The following is a 20,408-nucleotide window of genomic DNA, read 5'->3' as shown; positions in this document are numbered from 1 at the left end:
GCGGCGGGGAAACGCCCGGTCCCTTTCCGAACCCGGTTTAGCTAAGCCCGCCCGCGCTGATGGTACTGCACCTGGGAGGGTGTGGGAGAGTAGGTTACTGCCGGCCTTATAATTTCATGGTGGTGGACGTGTGTTGTTGGTGGCACACGTTCACCACCTTTTTTGTGCTTTGTGGGGGGTTGTTGGGGTTGGGTGCCCCCACGTCTGACGTTGTGTTCTGGGGTGTAGTGACAATGGACGCAGTCCTGTCGATCGGCCTCGGCGAAAGTTCAGGTCGCCGAGCGTGGGGTGCCTGGTTTGTCACTGTGTTTATGGGGAGTCGGGGTTGTGTGACACCAGATTCTGTTGCCCAGGAGGCGTGTACTGGGCAAACACCATGACACAATCCCGAAAACCCGGAATGTGGTGCACAGGATTGTTGTGATGGTGGGGGTGTGCACCAGATTCTTAGGATTCGTGGTACACCGCGCCGCGTTATGCCTGGTCACCTGTCCGTGGTGCCGGAATGTGGTGCACGAAGAAAGGCACCAACCTGCATACATATAGAGGTGTGCTGTGTTTTGTTTTCTAACACCGGAATAAAGATGAGTGTGGTCGGTCTGTGGCTTAAAGTTCTTCTTTTGAATGGGTACTGTTTATAATGACTTGTTCCAATAGAAAGGTGTTTCATGTCCGAGCGCTCTAACGAAAGACCCCGTCGTACTCACGGTTCTTCTTCCTCCAATGGTCGAAATGGTCGTCCAGGAGGTGGCGATCGGAGGGGTCGTCGAGAAGACGATCGAGGTCACCGTAAGGGGCGTAATCGGGACGATCGCGGTAGGAACCGGAAAGACCGCCGTGGCGGCGAAGACGAGCGGAAGTATACGAACCGTCATAACCGGTCGCAGCCGCGGAGACACGGATATCGGGAAGACCGGATGGCGCAAAAGCTCTCAGAGCCGGATTTGCCTTCAGATCTGGACATCAGCGTTTTGGATCCATCGGTGCTGCAAGACCTAAAAGTGCTGTCACACGATAACGCGACTCGCGTTGCTAAGCATATGATCATGGCTGCGGATCTGTTGGATGATGATCCTGCTCTTGCTCTGCGTCATGCTCGTGCTGCGAAGAACCGCGCTGGGCGTGTTGGGGTGGTGCGTGAGACAAACGGTGTTATCGCTTATCATGCGGGAGAATGGAAGGAAGCCTTGTCCGAGCTGCGAGCGGCTCGACGTATGAGTGGTGGTCCCGGCCTCTTGGCTGTTATGGCTGACGCGGAGCGCGGTTTGGGGCGTCCTGAGAAAGCTCTGGAACTCGGGCGGAGCCCTGAGGCTCGCCAATTGGACCGTGAGGGGCGTATTGAGCTCGCAATCGTGCTCTCGGGAGCTCGTCGGGATTTAGGCCAGGTTGATTCTGCTATTGCAACGTTGGAGCGTGCCCGGCCAAATAAGGACGAGCGCGATGTTTCTGCGATGCGACTGTCATATGCCTATGCTGATGCGCTGCTTGCTGCTGGTAGGAAGCAGGAAGCCGCAGAATGGTTCAAGCATGTTGTTGAGCTAGATCCGGAGATGCTTACGGATGCGAAGCAGCGACTGGAAGAGACGGAGTAGATAATGCCAGCTCTTGCGCATCATTATGATGTTTTGCTTTTCGATCTCGACGGTACGGTCTGGGAGGGAGGCCGCGCTTTGGAATATGCGGTTCCGAGCATCGTTGAGGCTGGTGTGAAGCCGTTCTACATTACGAATAATGCTTCGAGGCCGTCGTCACTTGTTGCGGAGATGCTCGCAAAGATTGGGCTGGATTGCTCAAGTGATGAAATTATTACTTCGGCGGAGGCGGCGTTGGAGCTTGCTCGTCCCTTCCTGAATGAACGTGACGCTGTTCTCGTGCTTGGTGCGCCTTCATTTAAGGAACTGGTGATGGGCGCCGGGTATCGTGTTGTATCGAGTGCGGATGAGTCCCCCGTTGTGGTGCTTCAAGGTCATAGCCCAGAAACGGGGTGGCAGGAGCTTTCTGAAGCTGCGTTGGCGATTCGGAACGGTGCTGTGTACCTGGCGTCTAATCTGGATACATCGCTACCGATGGAACGAGGGCTGATGGTTGGAAATGGTTCGATGGTGGCGGCGGTAACTTCGGCTACCGGCGTCGTACCTGAAGCCGCTGGTAAGCCTGAACCCGCAATGTTCCATCAGGCAGTCTCCCTTTCAGGAGCGAAGAAAGCACTGGCGGTTGGTGACCGACTGGATACCGATATTGCCGGTGGAAACCGCGCGGGGATGGATACGCTCCAAGTACTTACTGGTGTGTCCGGTCCGTACGCGCTGTTGAAGGCACAGCCCGCGGAACGCCCAACCTTCATCGCCGATGATCTACGCGGTTTGTTGTTAGACGGCGGCGACCTGAAGCCAGGTCCACAAGGTGGGTTTGAAGCGACGCTGCAAGGGGATACGCTGCTCCTCAGCGGCGGTACAGAGTCTTCGACGAGCACGGAGGCGCTTCGTACAGCGCTGGGAGCAGCGTGGGCGGCGGACACCGAAGTGCACACGGTTGAACCTGCGTCGAAGTGGGCGCAGGGCGCAGTGGAGGCATGGTGGTAGGGCCAGCCCCGAAGCCCCACGACCCAAGGCGGGCGCGTACTACGCCTGAGGATTTGCGTTCCCAGGTAGACAACTTGCTATCTCAGGCTCCGTCTACCATGAAGGAAGAACTTGAACAGTTGGCCGAGGCTCATGAAGTGTTAGCAGAAGCGCTCAAGGATTGAGTTTCGCCGTAGGAGAGGAGAACGGGTGGCACCTGGACGACGACGCCTTGACGCAGAACTAGTTCGACGAAAGATTGCCCGTTCAAGGGAGCAAGCACGCGCATGGATCCTCGAAGGGCGAGTTGAGGTTGGCGGGTTTCCAGCCAGGAAGCCCGCCACGGTGGTTGAACCCGATGTGTCTATTAAAGTCAATGTTGATGAGAGCGATGACTGGGCGTCTCGTGGAGCACATAAGCTCCTGGGGGCTCTTGAGCACTTTGAACAGCTTGGTTTCTCGGTCAAGGATAAAACAGTGATCGATGCGGGGGCGTCGACGGGTGGTTTCACTGATGTGTTGCTTCGCCGAGGTGTCCGTAGGGTGTTCGCAGTGGACGTCGGCTATGGTCAGTTGCTCTGGCGACTGCAAAATGATCCGCGGGTAACAGTGATGGATCGGGTCAATATTCGTTCGTTGACATCCGATATGTTGAGCGAACCAGCTAATTGCATGGTGGGTGATTTGTCGTTTATCTCCTTGAAGCTTGTGCTGCCTGCGTTGGTTGCTTCCCTTGAGGAAGATTCGGATCTTTTGCCCATGGTGAAGCCGCAGTTTGAGGTGGGTAAGGACCGCGTTGGTCATGGGGGCGTGGTTCGTTCGACGGAGCTGCGTCGAGAAGCGGTTGTAGATGTAGCGTTGTTTGCACAGTCACTGGGACTTGAGGTGAAAGCGATGGTCGCATCGCCATTGCCAGGACCGAGCGGTAACGTAGAATACTTCCTGTGGCTGCGTAAAACATCGAATGCGCAGGAACAATCTGTCGAAGCCATTGTCGAGATGGCGTCACGGGCGGTGCAGGAAGGGCCAGCGTAGGAATGTCTGTGGATCAGCGGCGACGCATTTTGTTGGTGCCTCACTTTTACAGGTCGGACAATATTGAGGCTGCCTCGACCTCTGCCAGAATGCTGCAGCAAGCTGGCCTTGAGGTGCAGCTGCTTTCTGCCGGGGAGTCGAGCCCAGCAGAGGAGGACCCTGTGCTCCGGAAGCTGGAACATGTGAGCCCTGGCGATGGGGCAGGGCGCGGGTGCGAACTTGTGTTTGTGCTTGGGGGTGATGGGACATTTTTGCGGGCTGCAAACTTTGCTCACTTGCAGGATATTCCGGTGCTTGGCGTCAATCTTGGGCACGTGGGGTTCTTGGCAGAGTCGGAGGCGGAAAGCCTTGAAGAGGTGTTGCCTGCCGTGATTCATCGTTCCTACCGGGTGGAAGACCGCATGACGCTTGACGTACGGGTTATGGATGCTGCGGGTGTAGTGCTCGGTGAGAGTTGGGCGCTCAATGAGTGCAGCATTGAGAACTCGGATCGTACGAGAGTGCTTGACGCGTTTCTCGAGATTGATTACAGGCCCGTCTCATCGTTTGGTTGCGACGGCGTGCTGGTGTCTACGCCTACGGGGTCAACCGCGTACGCGTTTTCGGCAGGTGGCCCCGTGATGTGGCCTGAGCTCGATGCAATCTTGGTGGTGCCGAATAATGCTCATGCGCTCTTCGCGAAGCCGATGGTTGTGTCACCTTTGTCGACGGTGGCAGTTGAATCCTTTTCGACGATCAGCTCCGCCGCTGTCGTGATGGATGGGGTTCGCCGAATCACGATGCCGCCGGGGTCGCGTGTGGAAGTGACGCGTGGTCAGCGTCCTGTGCGATGGGTTCGGCTTGATGATCGCCCGTTCACGGACCGCTTGGTGGAGAAGTTCCAGCTTCCAGTTTCTGGGTGGCGTGCGCCGGATAAGAAGAGGTAGAGCGACGTGCTGTCGGAAATTGCTATCAATAACTTGGGTGTGATTCCTCACGCCAGTGCGGAGCTTTCGGAAGGGCTGACGGTTCTTACCGGTGAGACTGGTGCTGGTAAGACGATGGTTGTGACTGGGCTTCGCCTCCTTACGGGTGGGCGTGCGGATGCATCACGTGTTCGCACAGGGGCCACGGAAGCAGTTGTGGAGGGCGCGTTCGCGGTCGATGGGATCCATGCGGATAGCCAAGAGGCTCTCGAGAAAATCGCGGAAAATGCTGGTGCGGTGCTCGACGAGAACGGGGAGTACGTCGTTGTTCGATCCGTGAAGGCAACGGGGCGTTCGAAAGCCCATTTTGGGGGTCGGGCGGTTCCTGCGGCGACGCTCAGCGACGTCGCATCACATTTGTTGACGATCCACGGGCAGAACGATCAGTTGCGCCTGATGTCCCCTGAGCAACAGTTGCACGCGCTGGATCGTTTCGATCCGAGTGCTGCGAAAGTCCTCGGTGTGTATTGGGAAGCGTGGAAGCGGTGGCGTGCTGCGAAGAAGGATCTGGAGGAGCGGACGAAGCGGCGTCGAGAATTAGCGATGGAGCAAGACCGGCTCTTGTTCGCCGTGAACGAGATTGATGAGGTGGCGCCAGAGCCCGGCGAAGATGTCGAGCTAGTGGGAAGCATTCGACGGCTGCAAGATATCGATGGGCTGCGCTCTGCAGTACAGGAGGCGTTGGTAGCGATTGACGGTGCTGAGGCCGTCGGGGAATATGGTGACGCGTCGTCTGCATCAGACTTGGTAGGCCAGGCGTCGAATGCGCTTAGCGCTGCGACAGATCCACAGCTGCAGGAGCTTGGGCTTCGACTGGAAGAAGCAGCCTCGGTACTTTCGGATGTGTCGTCGGAGCTTGGAACGTACTTGTTCTCGTTGGATGCGGATCCGCATGCGCTGGAGAACATGCTGCAGCGTCAGCAATCGTTGAAGGTGTTGACTCGTAAGTATGCACCCGATATCGATGGCGTGCTTCGCTGGAGAAATGAGGCACAGCAGCGGTTGGCGTCGATTGATACATCGGATGAAGCGCTCGCGGAACTTCAACAGGAAGTGGATGAGGCAGCCGTTGAGATACGACAGCTTGCTGCACAGTTGACGTCGATACGTCGGGATGCAGCGGAGCGGTTCTCTGCAGCGGTGACGCAGGAACTGCACGGGCTGGCGATGCCGAAGGCCGTACTCAGTGTCAATATTGAGGAAGTGGACTACGGCCGTGATGGCGCAGATGCTGTTGAGATCCGGCTTTCCCCAAACGCAGCAGCTGAGCCCAAGCCGTTGGCTACGAGCGCGTCAGGTGGCGAGCTCTCGCGCGTCATGCTGGCTATTGAAGTTATCTTAGCTGGATCAACCCATGGCGCGACGCTCGTCTTCGACGAGGTTGACGCTGGAGTCGGTGGTCAGGCTGCGGTGGAGATTGGGCGACGCCTTGCAAGGCTTGCTGTGAACAATCAAGTGATCGTGGTGACACACTTGCCGCAGGTTGCGGCGTATGCGGACAGACACTTGCACGTTGCGAAGGACGTCAGCGATGAAGCTGTTACCTCCGGTGTGCTTGAGCTTGATGAGGCTGCGCGTGTAGAGGAACTTGCTCGCATGATGGCGGGCATGACGAATTCGGAAACCGGGAAAGCTCACGCGGCGGAGCTTTTGGAGCAGGCGCAGCGCGAGACAAAAGAGTTTCGTCTCTAGCCCGCGCGCCTAGCAGCACTTAACGAGTGCGGCAGGCACAATTCAACGTATGACTGATTCTTCTGCAACTTCTGATTCGACGCGCGCGCCGTTGCAGGGGCCGCTTCGCGATTGCACACCGCAAGGCAAGGGGCGTGGTCGCCTCCGCGCTGGTGATATCGCCTTTGTAGACGCTCCGGATATCAGCCGTCGTGAGGCCGAAATGTTGATCAATGGGTCGCCCGCTGCGGTAGTCAACATTGCGCGCTTCAGCACCGGGTCGGTGCCAAACTACGGTCCGCATTTGCTTCTCGACGCCGGCATTCCACTGTTTGAGTCTGCCGGTGCCGCGATGAGGGCGTCGATTCGTGACGGGAAGAAGACGACCGTGAGTTCCTCTGGTGGTATCAAGGTTGGCCGCAAGGAGGTCGGGTCCGCGGCGCCGGTGGTGCGCGCTGATGTTGATGCGACGTTCATTGAGGCTCAGCGTCACCTTGTGGACCATATGGAGGCGTACTTCGGAAATACGATTGAGTTCATTCACTCCGAATCGCCACTGCTTATCGACGGAGTGGGCGCTCCTGAACTGGGCGACGTGATTGCGGACCGAAAGGTCATTATTGCGAGTCCATGCCCTGATTTGAGGGAGCGGATTGAATCGTTGCGCAATTTCATCCGGGAGTTTACTCCGGTGATGATTGGCGTCGGCAAGGCCACGAATACGTTGGCAGAGATGGGGTACGCACCCGACTTTATCGTTGGAGACCCTAGCGACGTAGCGGAGGAAAACTTACGGAGTGATGCGCGGGTAATTTTGCCAGCGGATCCCGACGGCTACGCACCGGGTCTGGAGCGCATCCAGGATCTCGGTGTTGGCGCGATGACGTTTCCCGCCGCGACTGATTCAGCAACGGACTTGGCGGTATTGCTGAGTGTCTTCCACGACGCGGAAATGATCGTGATGGTTGAACAGCCAGTGAACCTTGACCGCATTTTCACTGATGCAGAGGAAAGCTCGCCTGCGGCGCTGCTGGCTCGCCTCAAGGCGGGGCAGAAGCTAGTGGATTCGACTGTGATTGCGGACTTGTACCATCTGACCACGGGGAGAGGAGTCGCGTGGGCATGGGCAGTCTTAGGTTTGCTTGTCGCAGCAGCGACGATCGTGTTGATTGTCGGACTCGGCGGGAGCGGAACGTTTAGCGCGAACTTAGCAGATACGTGGGACACGATTATTACGCAGTTGCAGAGTCTGTGGAACTAAAAGAAAGTAGGTGGTTTTATGTCTTCAGGAAGTAGTTCGGCAGGTTATGTCGCTGCGGGTCTCGGGTGGGGGATTGCAGTCGGAGTGGCTGCTGGGATGCTCGTGATCGCACCGGCAATGGGAACGTTGGACTTCTCGACGTCACCTCAAGTAGGGGAGACGCAACAAGAAGAAGGTGCCTCGCAGGAGGCTCGTTTTGCGTTCTCTGACAATGTAATTGCCCAGCACTCGACGGAACTGGTAGCGAACGCTTTGGACGGCAGGTCCGTCCTGGTGCTTCGCACGCATGATGCGTTGGCCGACGACGTAGATGCTGTGGCATGGCTGCTTCGAACCGCGGGTGCGTCAGAAGCAGGTCAAGTTGTGCTGGGCGAGAAGTTTACGGAACAGGAGTCCGCTGATGCGTTGAGCACGATCATTGCGAATACGCTGCCGGCTGGTGCGCAGCTCTCGGTCGATCGACGTGCTCCGGGCACCCATGCCGGGCAATCACTGGGAAGCGTTTTACTCAAAGACCAAGCGACAGGTGAACCAGTAGCGCCGGAGTCGGACCGAAACTTTGTTATTGAAGCGCTTCGTGGTGGTGGTTTTATCGAGGAGGCTGAGATATCGGGCCCAGCGGATGCGATTGTCGTGATCGGTGCTGGTGACGGCGGGCCGGAACGTTCTTTTGGCACCCAGCTGCTGACGGATATGACGAACGAGTTGGACGCCCTGGCTTCGGCGGTCTATGCCGCCCCGGATGAGAATGGTGGGTTCGTTGATACGGAGGCAGGAAAAGTGTCAATGGTGTTGAAACTCGCAGAAGATTTGGCGGCAAAGTAATGCATGAGTTCGAGGTTGAACAGTCTGAAGTGGTGCTGGATGCGCCGATTATTGGCGTGCGTAGAGACGTCGTTTCGATGCCGGGAGGCGTAACAGCTGCACGCGAAATCGTCGAGCACTTCGGTGCGGTTGCGGTGGTCGCTGTCGACTCGCAGCGGCGGATCGCTATGGTGCGACAGTACCGCCACAGCGTTGGTCGGCGCTTGTGGGAATTGCCCGCGGGCCTTCTCGATATCTACGCGGAGGACGCACTGGTGTGCGCGCAACGTGAGCTAGCAGAAGAGGCGGGCTTAGCCGCAACGCAGTGGTCGTTGCTGCTGGATTTGGTGACATCGCCTGGATTCGCAGAAGAGGCTGTGCGCGTATATTTGGCCTCAGATTTGTGTGAAGTGCCGCGCGGAGAAGCTGAGTACGAGGAAGCCGACATGGTGCTCGAGTGGGTGCCAATTGAAGATGCACAATCGATGGTGCTACGTGGCAGTATCGTGAATTCGATCGCGATTGCCGGCGTCATGACAGCTGCAAGGGTGTTGGCTGGCGAAGCGGAACCACGTGATGTCACCGAACCTTTCGACTTACGCCCGAGTTCACTCGCGGAACGGCGCGCAGCGCAGGGGGTCACGCCTGACATGAAGAGGATCTAAGTGGGCGTTGATGAGCTTGCAGCACGCTGGTTGGAGCATCTTGCTGTTGAGCGGGGGCTTTCGGCGAACACGCTGAGTAACTATCGCAGAGACCTTGACAGGTATGCCTCGTGGTTGCATGCGAATGGGAAAGCAGACCTCACTGAAGTGGAAGCTGCAGACATCGAAGCGTACCTAGCGGATTTGCGCCGGGGCGTTGATGGCGCTGCGCCGTTGGCTGCATCGTCTGCTGCGCGAGCGCTCGTGGTGGCCCGTGGATTGCATAAGTTCGGTGTGCTTGAAGGAGTACTTGCTGGTGATGAGTCTGCCCAGGTGACGCCACCTTCGCCTGGTAAGAAGTTGCCCGATACGTTGAGTATTGAGGAAGTCGGCGAGATGCTCGACTCCTGCCAGACGGAGGATCCGATAGGTCTGCGCGACAAGGCGTTACTGGAGTTGCTTTACGCCACAGGTGCACGTGTGTCGGAAGCGTTGGCACTTTACGTCGATGACTTTATGGCATTGGAAGATGACCAGCACGCGGTGTTGACACTGACGGGTAAAGGCAACAAGCAGCGAATCGTCCCGGTGGGATTATTGGCGAAAGAGGCCGTCGAAAAGTACTTGGTGCGTGGACGTCCGGCGCTGGCCAAGGGGCGCTCACATTCGTTGTTCTTGAATGCTCGCGGTGGGAGTTTGTCGCGACAAAGCGCATGGGCGGTGATTAAACGAGCTGCGGAACGTGCAGGAATTACGAAGCATGTCTCACCGCACACCCTGCGCCATTCTTTTGCAACACACATGCTCGACGGCGGGGCCGATGTACGAGTGGTGCAAGAGCTGCTCGGGCACGCTTCTGTGACAACTACGCAAATTTATACACATGTCACTGCGGAAAGCCTTCGGGAAGTCTGGCACGCCACACACCCACGTGCATAGGTATGTAAGGTTGACATGTTCTCACGACCGGAAGGATTCTTGCCACATGGCTTTTCGACGACCACACGCTTTCGCAACTGCTGTCACAGCTACCTGCGTGCTCGGGCTGAGCGCCCCAGTGTTCGGCGCGAGTGCTCATGCGCAGTTGCCTGAAGGACTTGACCCTGCTGTAATTCAGCAGTCGATTCCTTCCGAGATTCACGTAGCGGCCGGGCAGACAACAACTGTAGATACTGGTGTGCCGTTAAACCTCAATTACAGTTCCGGGGGATGGACTGTTGTGTCGTCGGGAACTTCCGTTTCAGTGACTGCACCGGATACGCCGGGTGCGACGGTGAGCGTGCCCGTTTCAGCAGGGGGTTACTCCGCAACCGTGAACCTTGTCGCGGTTGGCAGTGGCGAAGCCGTCGATGCCCCGGCGGAGAATGCAGAGAACTCCGGAAACGGAGGTGGTTCTGGCGAGCAAGATGGTGCCAGCGGGGATACCTCGAATGAGAAAGAACGAGGGGCCGGGTCCGGGTCAGGTACAAGCACGCACGAGCATGATGCACCTGCTGCGGGAAAGGACCGCGCTCCAGCCAAAAAAGTGGACACCTCAAATGCTAAGCGTTTGGAGTTTGAGGGATCCATCGAAGGCAACAGCATCGTGGTAAAGGTGCCATTGAGCAAGGCCGGTCAGTTGATGAAGTACTCCAAGACTGACAAAGAAGGCGCCACACTTCGTTACGTCGATGTGGATGGGAACATCATCGAGGGGGTGAAGCGAGATGTGGATGTGGCGTCGCGGACGCTGACGCTGACATACCCGGAGGGAGAGACTCCGGATAACCCGTTCATCATGGAGGTCATCCGGGACGGATCAGCGGCGGAGTTCATCGCGGTGATTACCTCGAAGAACGCTCCAACGGCTGGCCCGACCGAGGAATCGCAGGATAGTGGTGAAGGTCAAGTGGAAAAGCTTGACGAATCTCGTTCGAATGATGGCCTGCTGGCGCTAGGGATTGCCGGCGTCGCGGTCTTTGTAGCGTTGGTGCTGATTGTTTTCCTGGTTCGGAAGAGGCGACAGGCGCATAACTAGGAGTGACACTGTAAGATGATTGCGTCAAGGGCTTACACGTGACGCGCATTCGACGGAAGGGATGACGATGGCAGGCAACGCATTGTTTGACGCTGCTGAAGAAAAGAAGTTTCTCACGGGACGTCCATTCCGCGAGTTTCCTCAACCTGAACCGCTCGATCATCACGGCCCAGCGACGATTTTGTCAATGGTCAACCAAAAAGGCGGCGTTGGCAAGACAACCTCGACCATTAATCTGGGTGCCTGTCTTGCCGAGCAAGGGCGCAAAGTGCTGCTCGTTGACCTCGATCCGCAGGGTGCGCTTTCTGCCGGGCTAGGTGTTTCCCACGATGAGGAACAAGTCACCGTCTACGATCTTTTGTTTGACAACACTGCCTCGATCCACGCGGCAATTCGCCATTCGAATATGCCAGGCCTGGACCTCGTGCCTGCAAACATTGATCTTTCTGCAGCGGAGATTCAACTTGTCAACGAGGTTGGTCGCGAACACACGTTGGCCCGCGCGCTTCGCCCGGTCCGCAATGAGTACGACATCATCATTATTGACTGTGGGCCTTCTCTTGGGCTGCTGACGGTCAACGCACTGGCATGCTCGGCTGGGGTCATGATCCCGATGGAGTGCGAGTACTTTTCTCTGCGCGGGCTTGCGTTGCTGACGGACACGGTGGAGAAGGTGCGCGACCGCATTAACTTTGACCTTGACATTGTGGGCATTTTGGTCACGATGTTTGATCGCCGCACGACGCACGCGCGCGAGGTGATGGAGCGTGTCGTCGAGGTGTTCGGCGAGCGCGTTTTCGACACAGTGATCACCCGCACTGTCCGATTCCCGGAGACTTCCGTGGCTGGTGAACCGATCATCACGTGGGCCCCACACTCTCAGGGCGCAGAACAGTACCGGCAATTAGCGCTTGAATTGCTTGAGCGCATTGATAAGTAGTTTGCGGCACCGTGCTTGAGGACGCCACCACGGGAGTCCAGCCCGAAATCACCGGCTTTACGTTAGCCCTGCAGAACTTCGAGGGTCCTTTCGACCTGCTGCTTCACCTCATTCACTCAAAGAAGCTGGATGTGACTGAAGTGGCTCTTGCAGAGGTGACCGATGAGTTCATTGCATATACTCGAGCGCTCGGTGCTGCAGCGCAACTCGACGAGGTCACCGAGTTTCTGCTTGTTGCCTCCACGCTGCTGGACTTGAAGACAGCCCGACTGTTTCCACGAGATGGCGATTCAGAGATTGAGGATCTTGAGCTCCTGGAGGCCCGTGACCTCCTCTTTGCGCGGTTGCTGCAGTACCGCGCGTATCAGCAGGTTGCTGAAGAATTTGTGGCTTGGCAGCGCAACGCTAAGCGGAGATATCCACGTGCAGTGGCCATGGAGGAACGCTTCGCTGTGCTTCTTCCGCCGGTGCAGCTGGGCCATACACCAGATTCTTTCGCTCAGCTAGCGGCTGCGGTATTCAGACCACGGCCACCGGAGGAAGTCAGAACGGACCATCTACACGCCGTGAGCGTTTCGGTGCCTGAGCAGGCCGGCAAGATCCTGAGCGCGCTGCATCTCCTTGGCGCCGAACAATGGATTGCATTTGAAGTGTTGACGAAGGACTGCAACTCCTCGATGGAGCTTGTCGGACGGTTTTTGGCGCTGTTGGAGCTGTACAAGGCCCGCGCAGTTGAAACTGAGCAGCCGGAGGCCCTCGGCTCGTTAGAAGTGTCCTGGACTGGGATCGAGGTAGATCCCGCTGTGGTTGCGTCGAGCAATTGGGAATAACGATAGAATGCCTGACCATGGACGCTCCCCACATGGTTTCCCAACTTCGTGCACGCATTGAGTCGATTTTGCTGGTGACGGACAATCCAGTCACTGCTGACGCGTTAGCATCGGCACTTGGTGCGGAGCCGGAGGACGTCGAAAAGCAGCTTGAGGAGTGGTCGGAGGAATGCGAGCTGCGAGGCAGCGGAATCGATGTGCGGCGCAATGCAGAGGGGTGGCGGCTCTACACGCGTCCCGAGTATGCGGATGCCGTGGAGGCATTTTTGCTCGATGGAGCACAGACGAAGCTGAGCCGGGCGGCGATGGAGACTTTGGCGGTGGTTGCGTACCGTCAGCCCGTGACACGCACACAGGTGTCGGGAGTGCGTGGCGTCAATGTTGATGGCGTGATGAAAACGCTGACGCTGCGGGGACTGATTGCCGAGGTCGATCCCGACGAGTCGACTGGTGCGCACCGTTACGTCACCACTGAGCTCTTTTTGGAGCTGCTAGGTATTGATTCGCTTGAACGGCTCCCGAACTTGGCACCGCTGCTTCCAGAGATCGACGATATCGAGGATGTTTGGTGAAGGCTGCTAAACTAGCGAGCGTTCGAAGAACTGTATAACTCGCAAAGAGAAAAGGACTCAAGATGAATCCTCCCGCTCGCCGAGATGGCATACCGGAACAAGGAAAGAACGAACCGTTCTATCCTTCGTATGCGAAACCGGCACGTAAACAACATGTCAAGCGCAGTAAACCTGCCGCGAAGGGTGCCAAGGAAGCACCGAACCCACTCGATGACAACTGGTGGGACGACGAAGAGACGAAGCGGCGCAAGAAGAACACCGACGGGATCCGTCTGCAGAAGGTGCTTGCGCAGGCAGGCGTCGCTTCGCGACGCCACTCCGAGATAATGATCGATCAAGGCCGCGTTGAGGTCAACGGCAAGATCGTGACGGTGCAGGGGACTCGCGTGAACCCCAACGTCGACGTGATTCGAGTCGACGGCGCGCGTATCAATGTCAACGAGGAGTTGGAGTACTTCGCGTTTAATAAGCCGCGTGGGGTGCACACCACCATGCAGGATGAGCATGACCGCGCCTCTGTGGGCGACTTTGTTGCAGAGCGCGTCGCGGCTGGTCAGCGACTGTTCCATGTCGGGCGTCTTGACGCTGACACTGAAGGGCTGCTGTTGCTGACGAACGACGGTGAGCTCGCAAACCGGCTGATGCACCCACGCTACGGAGTACGGAAGACATACCTGGCGACCGTGCTGGGTGAGTTCAAGTCCGCCGATGCTAAGCAGTTGCGTGAAGGAATCGAGCTGGAAGACGGCTTTGCAAAAGCCGATTACGTCCAGATCGTTGACGTGCATAATGGTCAGTCGATTGTTCGTGTCGAACTGCATGAGGGCCGCAAACACATCGTTCGCCGAATGCTAAAGGCCGCTGGTTACCCGGTGCAGCGCTTGGTTCGCACGAAGGTGCATACGGTGCAACTCGGTGACATGAAGCCAGGCTCGATGCGTGCGCTTAACTCGTCTGAGTTGGCGTCGCTATTCAAGGCGGTGGGGATGTAAATGGAGGAATCAATGTTGAGCAACCAGCCAAACGACGGTCTGCTGCTTGCAGTGGACGGGCCTTCCGGTACGGGTAAGTCTACGATGTGCCGTGCGCTGGCGAAGAAGCTTGATGCAAAGTACATCGACACGGGTGCAATGTATCGTGTGGCGACGTTGGCAGTGCTGGACGCAGGGATTGATCCGAAAGATACCGACGCCGTGATTGCAGCTACTGCGGACCTGCCGATGGAAGTTTCTGACAATCCCGATGACAAAGCAGTGATTTTGGGCGGAAAAGATGTTTCCGCAGTGATCCGTGGCGCTGAAGTGACTCGCTCGGTCTCCGCAGTTGCTGCTATTCCGGAGGTTCGTGAGAACTTAGTGGCGCTGCAGCGTCGCCTTGCAGCCGAAGCACACCGCGCGATTGTTGAGGGGCGAGATATCGGCACCGTGGTGCTGCCAGAGGCACCGGCCAAGGTGTACATGACGGCGTCAGCGCACGTTCGTGCCCAGCGTCGTTTCGACCAGGACATAGCAGCAGGCCGTAAGGTTGAGTTTGATCAAGTGTTAGCGGACGTCGAGCGCCGTGACGCCCTCGACTCCTCCCGCGAGACTAGCCCACTGAAACCAGCCGATGACGCTGTGGTAATCGACACCTCCGAGATGACCCCAGAACAGGTTTTGGCGGCGCTCGTTGACGTGATTGAAAGGAGCAGCAAGTGACCACAGAAGATTCCTTTCCACAGGATTTTAACGAGGCCGACTTCGATGAAGCTGACTTCGGCGAGGCTGACTTCGGTGAACTGAACTCTACGGAGGAGTACACGGAGGAAGAATGGGCCGCGGTTGAGGAAGCCTTTGGTGTCTTCAACTCTGACTACACAGAAGAAGCGCTGCCAACGGTAGCGATTGTCGGCCGCCCGAACGTGGGTAAGTCAACGCTGGTAAACCGGTTTATTGGTCGTCGTGAAGCGGTGGTGGAGGACCACCCCGGTGTCACGCGCGACCGGATCAGTTACATCACTGACTGGGGAGGTCGAAGATTCTGGGTCCAGGACACTGGAGGTTGGGACCCAGACGCAAAGGGCATCAATGCGGCGATCGCACACCAGTCGGAAGCCGCGATGGAAACTGCGGACGTGATCGTTTTTGTGGTCGACTCTCATACCGGCATCACGATGTCCGATGAGGCGATGGCCCGGAACCTGCAGCGCTCCGAAGTTCCAGTCATTTTGGTCGCGAACAAGTTTGAATCAGAGTCGCAGTGGGGTGACGTCGCTGAGCTCTATGCGCTTGGTCTCGGTGATCCGTGGCCTGTTTCCGCGCTGCACGGACGCGGGGGCGCGGATGTGCTTGACGAAATCCTGCGGCTGTTCCCGGATGTTCCACGCGCGAAAGACTCAGTTACAGAAGGTCCGCGCGCGGTTGCCTTGGTTGGGCGTCCGAACGTGGGTAAGTCGAGCTTGCTCAACAAGCTCTCGAAGTCGAAGCGTGCGGTCGTCGACAATGTGGCTGGTACCACCGTTGATCCTGTTGATGAGCTGATCCAGCTCGACGGCAAGCTGTGGAAGTTCATCGACACCGCTGGGCTGCGCAAGAAAGTGAAGAACGCGCAAGGCCACGAATACTACGCGAGCCTCCGTACCCGAGGAACCATCGAGGCGGCAGAGGTGTGCGTCGTACTTATCGATGCCTCCCAGGAGATTTCCGAGCAGGACCAGCGAGTGATCTCCATGGTGCTCGAGGCGGGCAAAGCAATGGTCATCTGCTTTAACAAGTGGGACCTGATGGATGAAGACCGCCGCTACTATTTCGATCGCGAGTTTGATGAGATGGTTGGGCACTTACCGTGGGTGACGAAGCTGAATATCTCGGCGGATACCGGGCGTGGTCTACACCGCCTTGAGCCGGCGATGGAAGAAGCGCTTGAGAACTGGGATCGGCGCATTTCTACGGGGCAGCTCAACAACTGGCTACGCGACGCAATCGCGGCGAACCCTCCACCGATGAAGAACAATCGTCTGCCGAAGGTGTTGTTCGCCACGATGGTTGGCACGCGCCCACCGACAATCGTGCTGTTTACGACAGGTTTCCTGGATGGCAGTTACCGCCGTTACCTCGAGCGAAAGTTCCGTGAGCAGTTCGGTTACCACGGCACGCCGATTCGAATCGCGGTTCGCGTACGCGAGCGTCACCCTCGGCGCCGCAAGTAACTCTAGCTACGCCCGTACAGGAACGCGTCCGTCCTGTACGGCAGCGGTACAAGCTGCCCTGGATCGAATCCGAGGCGATCAAAGAGGTACCAAGTAAGGTTGTCTACCATCTTTGCACGTGTGCGTTCGTTAGCGCGAAGCCAGTAGGAACGGGTCGACATGAGGGTAAACAGCTGATCGGTATGGATCGGTTGGATCCAGGTTGTTCGAAGCTCACGCTTCAGGTGCCACGGCTGGTGCACGGTGGGGTAGAAGCCCTTGGTGAGCACATCGCCAGAGTGCATGATTTTTGCCAGACGCAGCACCCACGGGTGCTCAACCTCGAGGGTGTTCCAACATAGGAGTAGCTCGCCGTCAGGTCGCGTGATCCGGGTGGCTTCTGCGCTTGCTTGGCGTGGGTCGACCCAGTGCCACGCCTGGGCAAAGGTGATGGCGTCGAAAAACTCGGGAGCAGCTGCGGTGTGCTCAGCTGTGGCGCGCCACACAGGGAAGTTCGGGTGTTGGTCGCGCAGAGTATTCGCCATGTCTTTCGAGGGTTCGCAGCACGCAACTCGGTGCCCGGCCGCGTGTAGTTGGGCAGCAAATATGCCTGTACCTGACCCAACATCGAGGATCCTGCGTGCTATGCCACGGTTGCCGAGCAGCTCAACCACCTCAGAGGGGTACGACGGCCTGACCGCATCATATGTATCCGCACCGACCGCGAATGCGCGTGATGAATCAACCCGGTGCTCGTTGCTACGAAACAGTGGCTGGTGCTTTCCGCTTGGCTTCATAATCAACTAACCTATCAACCTGTGACTGTCAGGAGAATGCACGAGTGAACACTTCCAACACGATGAACCGGCGCTGGTCAGTGCGTACGGTGCTGCTCGCTGTGCTGTTCGGCTGTGCAGTCATGGCGGGCTGTAGTGAGGACACAGACGAATCAGAAGCTTCCGACGCGTTGCCGAACCCACTGCGAACAGTAGAGAACAGTAATCGTCCAGATACGGTTTCGGAGGTAGAGCCGTGGAGTGCTGCCTCGGTTGAATCACGAACCATTCCGGCAGGCGGTCTGCAGCGCGAGTACATTCTTTCGCTGCCGAAAGGCGCACAGCAGCGAGAAGGATTGCCACTCATTCTTGTATTCCATGGCTACACGAGTACTGCTGCATCGATGCAGCGCACAACAGGCCTTAACAACGCCGATGCCGTGGTGGCCTACCTGCAAGGCGTGAATAAGGCTTGGGCGCCAGCGCCGTACGCAAACACGAACGCCCGCCAAGACCTCGAGTTCGCGGACGCAGTTCGTACGCAGCTCCAGCAGGAGTTCCATACCCAACCTGCCCGCACCTTCGCGGCCGGTTTTTCAAACGGCGGTGGGTTCGCAGAATTCTTGAGCTGCCAGCGGCCGCAAGACTATACAGCGGTGGCGACCGTATCAGCAGCGATATACGACGCGGTGCTAGAAGGGTGCTCAGCGATTCCCGTCAAACGCATCGACATCCACGGTACGAGCGATAACGTCATCGACTACCAGGGGGGTACCCGGCACAAGACCCACTACGTCGGTGCGTATCAAGACGTTGAACGAGAAGCTCGGCGCAACCACTGTAAAGCCACTGACGACGAGTCACCGAAGCCAGAATGGTCGGAAGCGCTTCCCGGCGTTGCAAAGGCTGAATGGAATGGGTGCGACGCGGGTCTCGTGCACTACAAAATCGAAGGCGGCAAGCACGAATGGCTCGGTCCGGGCTCCACACCGCCATCCGCTCTTCCCATCGGCTTCGCTAGCGAGGCAGTGCTTCGCTTCTTTGGCGTGGGAGTGCAGAAGTAGTGCCATACGACAAGTTTCAACGCACCGCGATCGTTGTGTACAACCCGACGAAGATTCAGTCATCGGTCTTGGAACGATTTGTCGAGCTGTACGCTGACCCCCGGCGCGAAATTCGTTGGGTGCCGACTACAAAGGAGGATACGGCACTCGCGGGGTTCGCGGCCGTGCTGACTGAAAATGTGGATGTGGTACTCGTCGCGGGCGGTGATGGCACAGTCCGCCGCATCGCACATGTTCTCGCAGATACTGGAATCAAAATGGGGATTATTCCGGTAGGTACTGGAAACCTGCTCGCGCGCAATCTTGGTCTGCCCCTAGACCCTGAAAGCGCAATTCGTCGCGCGTTTACCGGGGAAGAGCACGCAGTCGATTTGTGTGAGGCCACCGTCACACGACGGGACGGCTCCCAGGAAACCTACGGATTTACAGTCATGGCTGGAGTCGGCCTTGATGCGCAGATGGTCGAGCGAACCCGTGAGGAACTGAAGCGGCGTATTGGGCCGCTTGCGTATATCGGCGGCATCGCACGGTCGTTGGGTGGTGGTAACAGTGTGGAAGCAAAAGTTACTATTGACGGCCAACCCCCGATAACACGTCGCCTGCACACCATGATTTTCGGCAATTGCGGTGACTTAGTGAATAAGATCCCGCTGTTTCCCGACGCACTTCCCGACGACGGCGAAATCGATGTTGTGGCGATGTCTCCACGAGGGCCTATCGGCTGGTTGCTGATCGGTTTGCGCATTGTGTTTAACACCCTGCGCGCGCTCCTCGGCGGTGGGTGGCGAGGAATCCCGGCGCCACAGATGGACTACTTCAAGGGCAGGAGCATTAGCGTGTCTTTCGCTGTGCCTGAGGTGTTCGAGGTCGACGGTGATACCGTCGGATCTATTGAAGCTGCTACGATTCGAGTGATACCACAAGCGTTGGTACTGATGCGATAGATCACGCTGCGGCACTAAGAGTCTTTCGGCATAATAGCCGCATGATCTACTCGTTTGAAGGTAAAACTCCGAAGATTCATCCGTCCGCATTCGTATCCGACGAAGCCACCATTATCGGTGACGTCGAAATCGACGAAGATGCAAACATTTGGCCCGGAGTGGTTATCCGCGGCGATGTTGGTGCGATTCGCATTGGCGAGAGAGTCAATGTCCAAGACGGATCCGTGCTGCACGTTGACATGGACGGTGAGACCGTCCTCGAAGCAGATGTGACTATCGGCCACCTCGCCATGGTTCATGGCTGCCATATTGAACCCGGGTGCCTGATTGGAATGAACGCGACCGTGCTTTCTGGTTCACGCATTGGTAAAGGCAGCATCATCGCCGGAGGCGCAGTAGTCCTCGAAGGACAAATGATCCCGGAGTTCTCGCTCGCCGCAGGTGTGCCAGCGAAGGTGAAGCGTGAGCTTGATGCATCGACCTACTCGGCACGTGAACGGCATGCAGCTTTTTATGTTGAGCTGGGGAAGCGCGCCACGACTGGCTTGGTTCCAGTGGACCGTTCCGAAACTAAATAGTGTTTACGGGGTTGAAAAACCCCGCTTTTCCACGGCCTATTGCCTGGCTAAGCGGGGTTTTATTGTCGGACTGACAGGATTTGAACCTGCGACCCCCACACCCCCAGTGTGGTGCGCTACCAAACTGCGCCACAGCCCGTTGCCTAAACCCGGTGAATACCGGAACAGCTTTGACAGTGTAGCGCACATTTTGGCGAACTACGAAACCTGCTGTTAGAAGGCGGTGCCGTCCAGATACACCCATGCGCCATCTTCGCGGATGAAACGGGAATGCTCCCGCTGAGCGCCACCGGGGTGGAGGGCTTCGAAACGGACCTCTCCGTAGGCATCCTTTGGGCCGCCTTGATTAGTGGCGAGGATGCGGAGCGCAATATACGGTTCCCCACCGGGAGCAAGATCCAAGGCGGGCGGTCGTGTGCTTGAGGCCCACGTGCGTAGCAAATAGTGCGCATCGCCGACGACGAACGCACTGTAGCGTGCCCGCATGAGCGATTCTGCTGTGGGGGCGGGCTTGCCGGCGTGCAGGGCACCGCAGCACAGCTGGTATGGGCGGTCGAGTCCACAGGGGCAGCGTTTCACG

At 57.5% G+C, this 20,408-nt stretch carries 21 protein-coding genes, 1 tRNA gene and 1 rRNA gene; 20 read left to right on the top strand and 3 right to left on the bottom strand.

Annotated features, from left to right (window positions below; all coding sequences use genetic code 11):
• The 17 genes from rrf to der form a co-directional block, all read left to right on the top strand.
• Positions 1 to 106: ribosomal RNA gene (gene rrf, locus BJP07_RS05085) — 5S ribosomal RNA — on the top strand; the annotation flags it as partial.
• Positions 107 to 917: 811 nt separating this feature from the next.
• Positions 918 to 1,592, top strand: a complete 675-nt coding sequence (locus tag BJP07_RS05080) for a hypothetical protein (protein WP_255365923.1) — start codon at positions 918 to 920, stop codon at positions 1,590 to 1,592.
• Positions 1,593 to 1,595: 3 nt separating this feature from the next.
• Positions 1,596 to 2,582 carry an HAD-IIA family hydrolase gene (locus BJP07_RS05075; protein WP_071566352.1) on the top strand — a complete coding sequence of 329 codons (987 nt, stop codon included), beginning with the start codon at positions 1,596 to 1,598 and terminating at the stop codon, positions 2,580 to 2,582.
• 189 nt (positions 2,583 to 2,771) lie between these two features.
• On the top strand, positions 2,772 to 3,596 hold the full coding sequence (locus BJP07_RS05070) for a TlyA family RNA methyltransferase (protein ID WP_071566351.1): 825 nt from the start codon (positions 2,772 to 2,774) through the stop codon (positions 3,594 to 3,596).
• Between the two features lie 2 nt (positions 3,597 to 3,598).
• The gene (locus BJP07_RS05065) at positions 3,599 to 4,522 is read left to right on the top strand and encodes an NAD kinase (RefSeq protein ID WP_071566350.1); all 924 of its coding nucleotides are present in this window, start codon (positions 3,599 to 3,601) and stop codon (positions 4,520 to 4,522) included.
• Positions 4,523 to 4,528: 6 nt separating this feature from the next.
• A complete protein-coding gene (gene recN / locus BJP07_RS05060) occupies positions 4,529 to 6,253 on the top strand; it encodes a DNA repair protein RecN (protein ID WP_071566349.1) in 1,725 nt (574 codons plus the stop codon).
• A 49-nt stretch (positions 6,254 to 6,302) separates the two neighbouring features.
• Positions 6,303 to 7,493: a putative cytokinetic ring protein SteA gene (gene steA / locus BJP07_RS05055; RefSeq protein WP_071566348.1), complete on the top strand. Its 1,191-nt coding sequence runs from the start codon at positions 6,303 to 6,305 to the stop codon at positions 7,491 to 7,493.
• Between the two features lie 18 nt (positions 7,494 to 7,511).
• Positions 7,512 to 8,318 carry a copper transporter gene (locus tag BJP07_RS05050; RefSeq protein WP_071566347.1) on the top strand — a complete coding sequence of 269 codons (807 nt, stop codon included), beginning with the start codon at positions 7,512 to 7,514 and terminating at the stop codon, positions 8,316 to 8,318.
• Complete coding sequence (locus tag BJP07_RS05045) at positions 8,318 to 8,962, top strand: NUDIX hydrolase (protein WP_071566346.1); 645 nt, start codon at positions 8,318 to 8,320, stop codon at positions 8,960 to 8,962. Before BJP07_RS05050 ends, BJP07_RS05045 begins: the two co-directional genes overlap by 1 nt.
• The gene (gene xerD / locus BJP07_RS05040; protein WP_071566345.1) at positions 8,963 to 9,880 is read left to right on the top strand and encodes a site-specific tyrosine recombinase XerD; all 918 of its coding nucleotides are present in this window, start codon (positions 8,963 to 8,965) and stop codon (positions 9,878 to 9,880) included. It begins immediately after the preceding gene.
• Between the two features lie 46 nt (positions 9,881 to 9,926).
• Positions 9,927 to 10,958 (top strand): hypothetical protein, encoded by a 1,032-nt coding sequence (locus BJP07_RS05035; RefSeq protein ID WP_143109666.1) that lies wholly within the window; start codon positions 9,927 to 9,929, stop codon positions 10,956 to 10,958.
• A gap of 67 nt (positions 10,959 to 11,025) precedes the next feature.
• Positions 11,026 to 11,898 (top strand): ParA family protein, encoded by an 873-nt coding sequence (locus BJP07_RS05030; protein ID WP_071566344.1) that lies wholly within the window; start codon positions 11,026 to 11,028, stop codon positions 11,896 to 11,898.
• 11 nt (positions 11,899 to 11,909) lie between these two features.
• Positions 11,910 to 12,728, top strand: a complete 819-nt coding sequence (locus BJP07_RS05025) for a ScpA family protein (protein WP_071566343.1) — start codon at positions 11,910 to 11,912, stop codon at positions 12,726 to 12,728.
• A 17-nt stretch (positions 12,729 to 12,745) separates the two neighbouring features.
• The gene (gene scpB, locus BJP07_RS05020) at positions 12,746 to 13,300 is read left to right on the top strand and encodes an SMC-Scp complex subunit ScpB (RefSeq protein WP_071566342.1); all 555 of its coding nucleotides are present in this window, start codon (positions 12,746 to 12,748) and stop codon (positions 13,298 to 13,300) included.
• A 62-nt stretch (positions 13,301 to 13,362) separates the two neighbouring features.
• Positions 13,363 to 14,292 (top strand): pseudouridine synthase, encoded by a 930-nt coding sequence (locus tag BJP07_RS05015; protein ID WP_071566341.1) that lies wholly within the window; start codon positions 13,363 to 13,365, stop codon positions 14,290 to 14,292.
• A gap of 12 nt (positions 14,293 to 14,304) precedes the next feature.
• Positions 14,305 to 14,997 carry a (d)CMP kinase gene (gene cmk, locus BJP07_RS05010; protein WP_071566414.1) on the top strand — a complete coding sequence of 231 codons (693 nt, stop codon included), beginning with the start codon at positions 14,305 to 14,307 and terminating at the stop codon, positions 14,995 to 14,997.
• A complete protein-coding gene (gene der, locus BJP07_RS05005) occupies positions 14,994 to 16,487 on the top strand; it encodes a ribosome biogenesis GTPase Der (protein ID WP_071566340.1) in 1,494 nt (497 codons plus the stop codon). Before cmk ends, der begins: the two co-directional genes overlap by 4 nt.
• A 2-nt stretch (positions 16,488 to 16,489) precedes the next feature.
• Here der and BJP07_RS05000 read toward each other — a convergent pair whose 3' ends face one another.
• Complete coding sequence (locus tag BJP07_RS05000; protein ID WP_071566339.1) at positions 16,490 to 17,263, bottom strand: class I SAM-dependent methyltransferase; 774 nt, start codon at positions 17,261 to 17,263, stop codon at positions 16,490 to 16,492.
• A 44-nt stretch (positions 17,264 to 17,307) separates the two neighbouring features.
• On the opposite strand from BJP07_RS05000, the gene BJP07_RS04995 reads away from it, so the two are divergent.
• The 3 genes from BJP07_RS04995 to BJP07_RS04985 are packed head-to-tail and all read left to right on the top strand — an operon-like array spanning position 17,308 to position 19,828.
• Positions 17,308 to 18,306, top strand: coding sequence for a PHB depolymerase family esterase (locus BJP07_RS04995; RefSeq protein ID WP_083584086.1), 999 nt, complete (start codon positions 17,308 to 17,310; stop codon positions 18,304 to 18,306).
• Positions 18,306 to 19,250 (top strand): diacylglycerol kinase family protein, encoded by a 945-nt coding sequence (locus BJP07_RS04990; protein WP_071566338.1) that lies wholly within the window; start codon positions 18,306 to 18,308, stop codon positions 19,248 to 19,250. The genes BJP07_RS04995 and BJP07_RS04990 overlap by 1 nt, the downstream gene beginning before the upstream one ends.
• Positions 19,251 to 19,291: 41 nt before the next feature.
• A complete protein-coding gene (locus BJP07_RS04985) occupies positions 19,292 to 19,828 on the top strand; it encodes a gamma carbonic anhydrase family protein (RefSeq protein ID WP_071566337.1) in 537 nt (178 codons plus the stop codon).
• 65 nt (positions 19,829 to 19,893) lie between these two features.
• Here the strand turns inward: BJP07_RS04985 and BJP07_RS04980 are convergent.
• Positions 19,894 to 19,967 (bottom strand) — tRNA-Pro (locus BJP07_RS04980).
• Positions 19,968 to 20,041: 74 nt separating this feature from the next.
• On the bottom strand, positions 20,042 to 20,407 hold the full coding sequence (locus BJP07_RS04975) for a YchJ family protein (RefSeq protein WP_071566336.1): 366 nt from the start codon (positions 20,405 to 20,407) through the stop codon (positions 20,042 to 20,044).
• Position 20,408: the final 1 nt, after the last annotated feature.

This window comes from Corynebacterium sp. NML130628 (assembly GCF_001875665.1).
In the GTDB taxonomy this organism is placed as follows: domain Bacteria; phylum Actinomycetota; class Actinomycetes; order Mycobacteriales; family Mycobacteriaceae; genus Corynebacterium.
The sequence above is the reverse complement of the archived record's forward strand: the minus strand, read 5'-3'. Positions and strand labels throughout refer to the sequence as shown.

Excerpts from the sequence above, each read along its gene's own strand:
- cmk (WP_071566414.1), top strand. The coding sequence starts at position 14,305 with ATGTTGAGCAACCAGCCAAACGACGGTCTGCTGCTTGCAGTGGACGGG.
- BJP07_RS05075 (WP_071566352.1), top strand. The coding sequence starts at position 1,596 with ATGCCAGCTCTTGCGCATCATTATGATGTTTTGCTTTTCGATCTCGAC.
- BJP07_RS05015 (WP_071566341.1), top strand. The coding sequence starts at position 13,363 with ATGAATCCTCCCGCTCGCCGAGATGGCATACCGGAACAAGGAAAGAAC.
- BJP07_RS05045 (WP_071566346.1), top strand. The coding sequence starts at position 8,318 with ATGCATGAGTTCGAGGTTGAACAGTCTGAAGTGGTGCTGGATGCGCCG.
- BJP07_RS05050 (WP_071566347.1), top strand. The coding sequence starts at position 7,512 with ATGTCTTCAGGAAGTAGTTCGGCAGGTTATGTCGCTGCGGGTCTCGGG.
- BJP07_RS04985 (WP_071566337.1), top strand. The coding sequence starts at position 19,292 with ATGATCTACTCGTTTGAAGGTAAAACTCCGAAGATTCATCCGTCCGCA.
- scpB (WP_071566342.1), top strand. The coding sequence starts at position 12,746 with ATGGACGCTCCCCACATGGTTTCCCAACTTCGTGCACGCATTGAGTCG.
- BJP07_RS05065 (WP_071566350.1), top strand. The coding sequence starts at position 3,599 with ATGTCTGTGGATCAGCGGCGACGCATTTTGTTGGTGCCTCACTTTTAC.
- BJP07_RS05030 (WP_071566344.1), top strand. The coding sequence starts at position 11,026 with ATGGCAGGCAACGCATTGTTTGACGCTGCTGAAGAAAAGAAGTTTCTC.
- BJP07_RS05035 (WP_143109666.1), top strand. The coding sequence starts at position 9,927 with ATGGCTTTTCGACGACCACACGCTTTCGCAACTGCTGTCACAGCTACC.
- BJP07_RS05000 (WP_071566339.1), bottom strand. The coding sequence starts at position 17,263 with ATGAAGCCAAGCGGAAAGCACCAGCCACTGTTTCGTAGCAACGAGCAC.
- steA (WP_071566348.1), top strand. The coding sequence starts at position 6,303 with ATGACTGATTCTTCTGCAACTTCTGATTCGACGCGCGCGCCGTTGCAG.
- BJP07_RS05080 (WP_255365923.1), top strand. The coding sequence starts at position 918 with ATGGCGCAAAAGCTCTCAGAGCCGGATTTGCCTTCAGATCTGGACATC.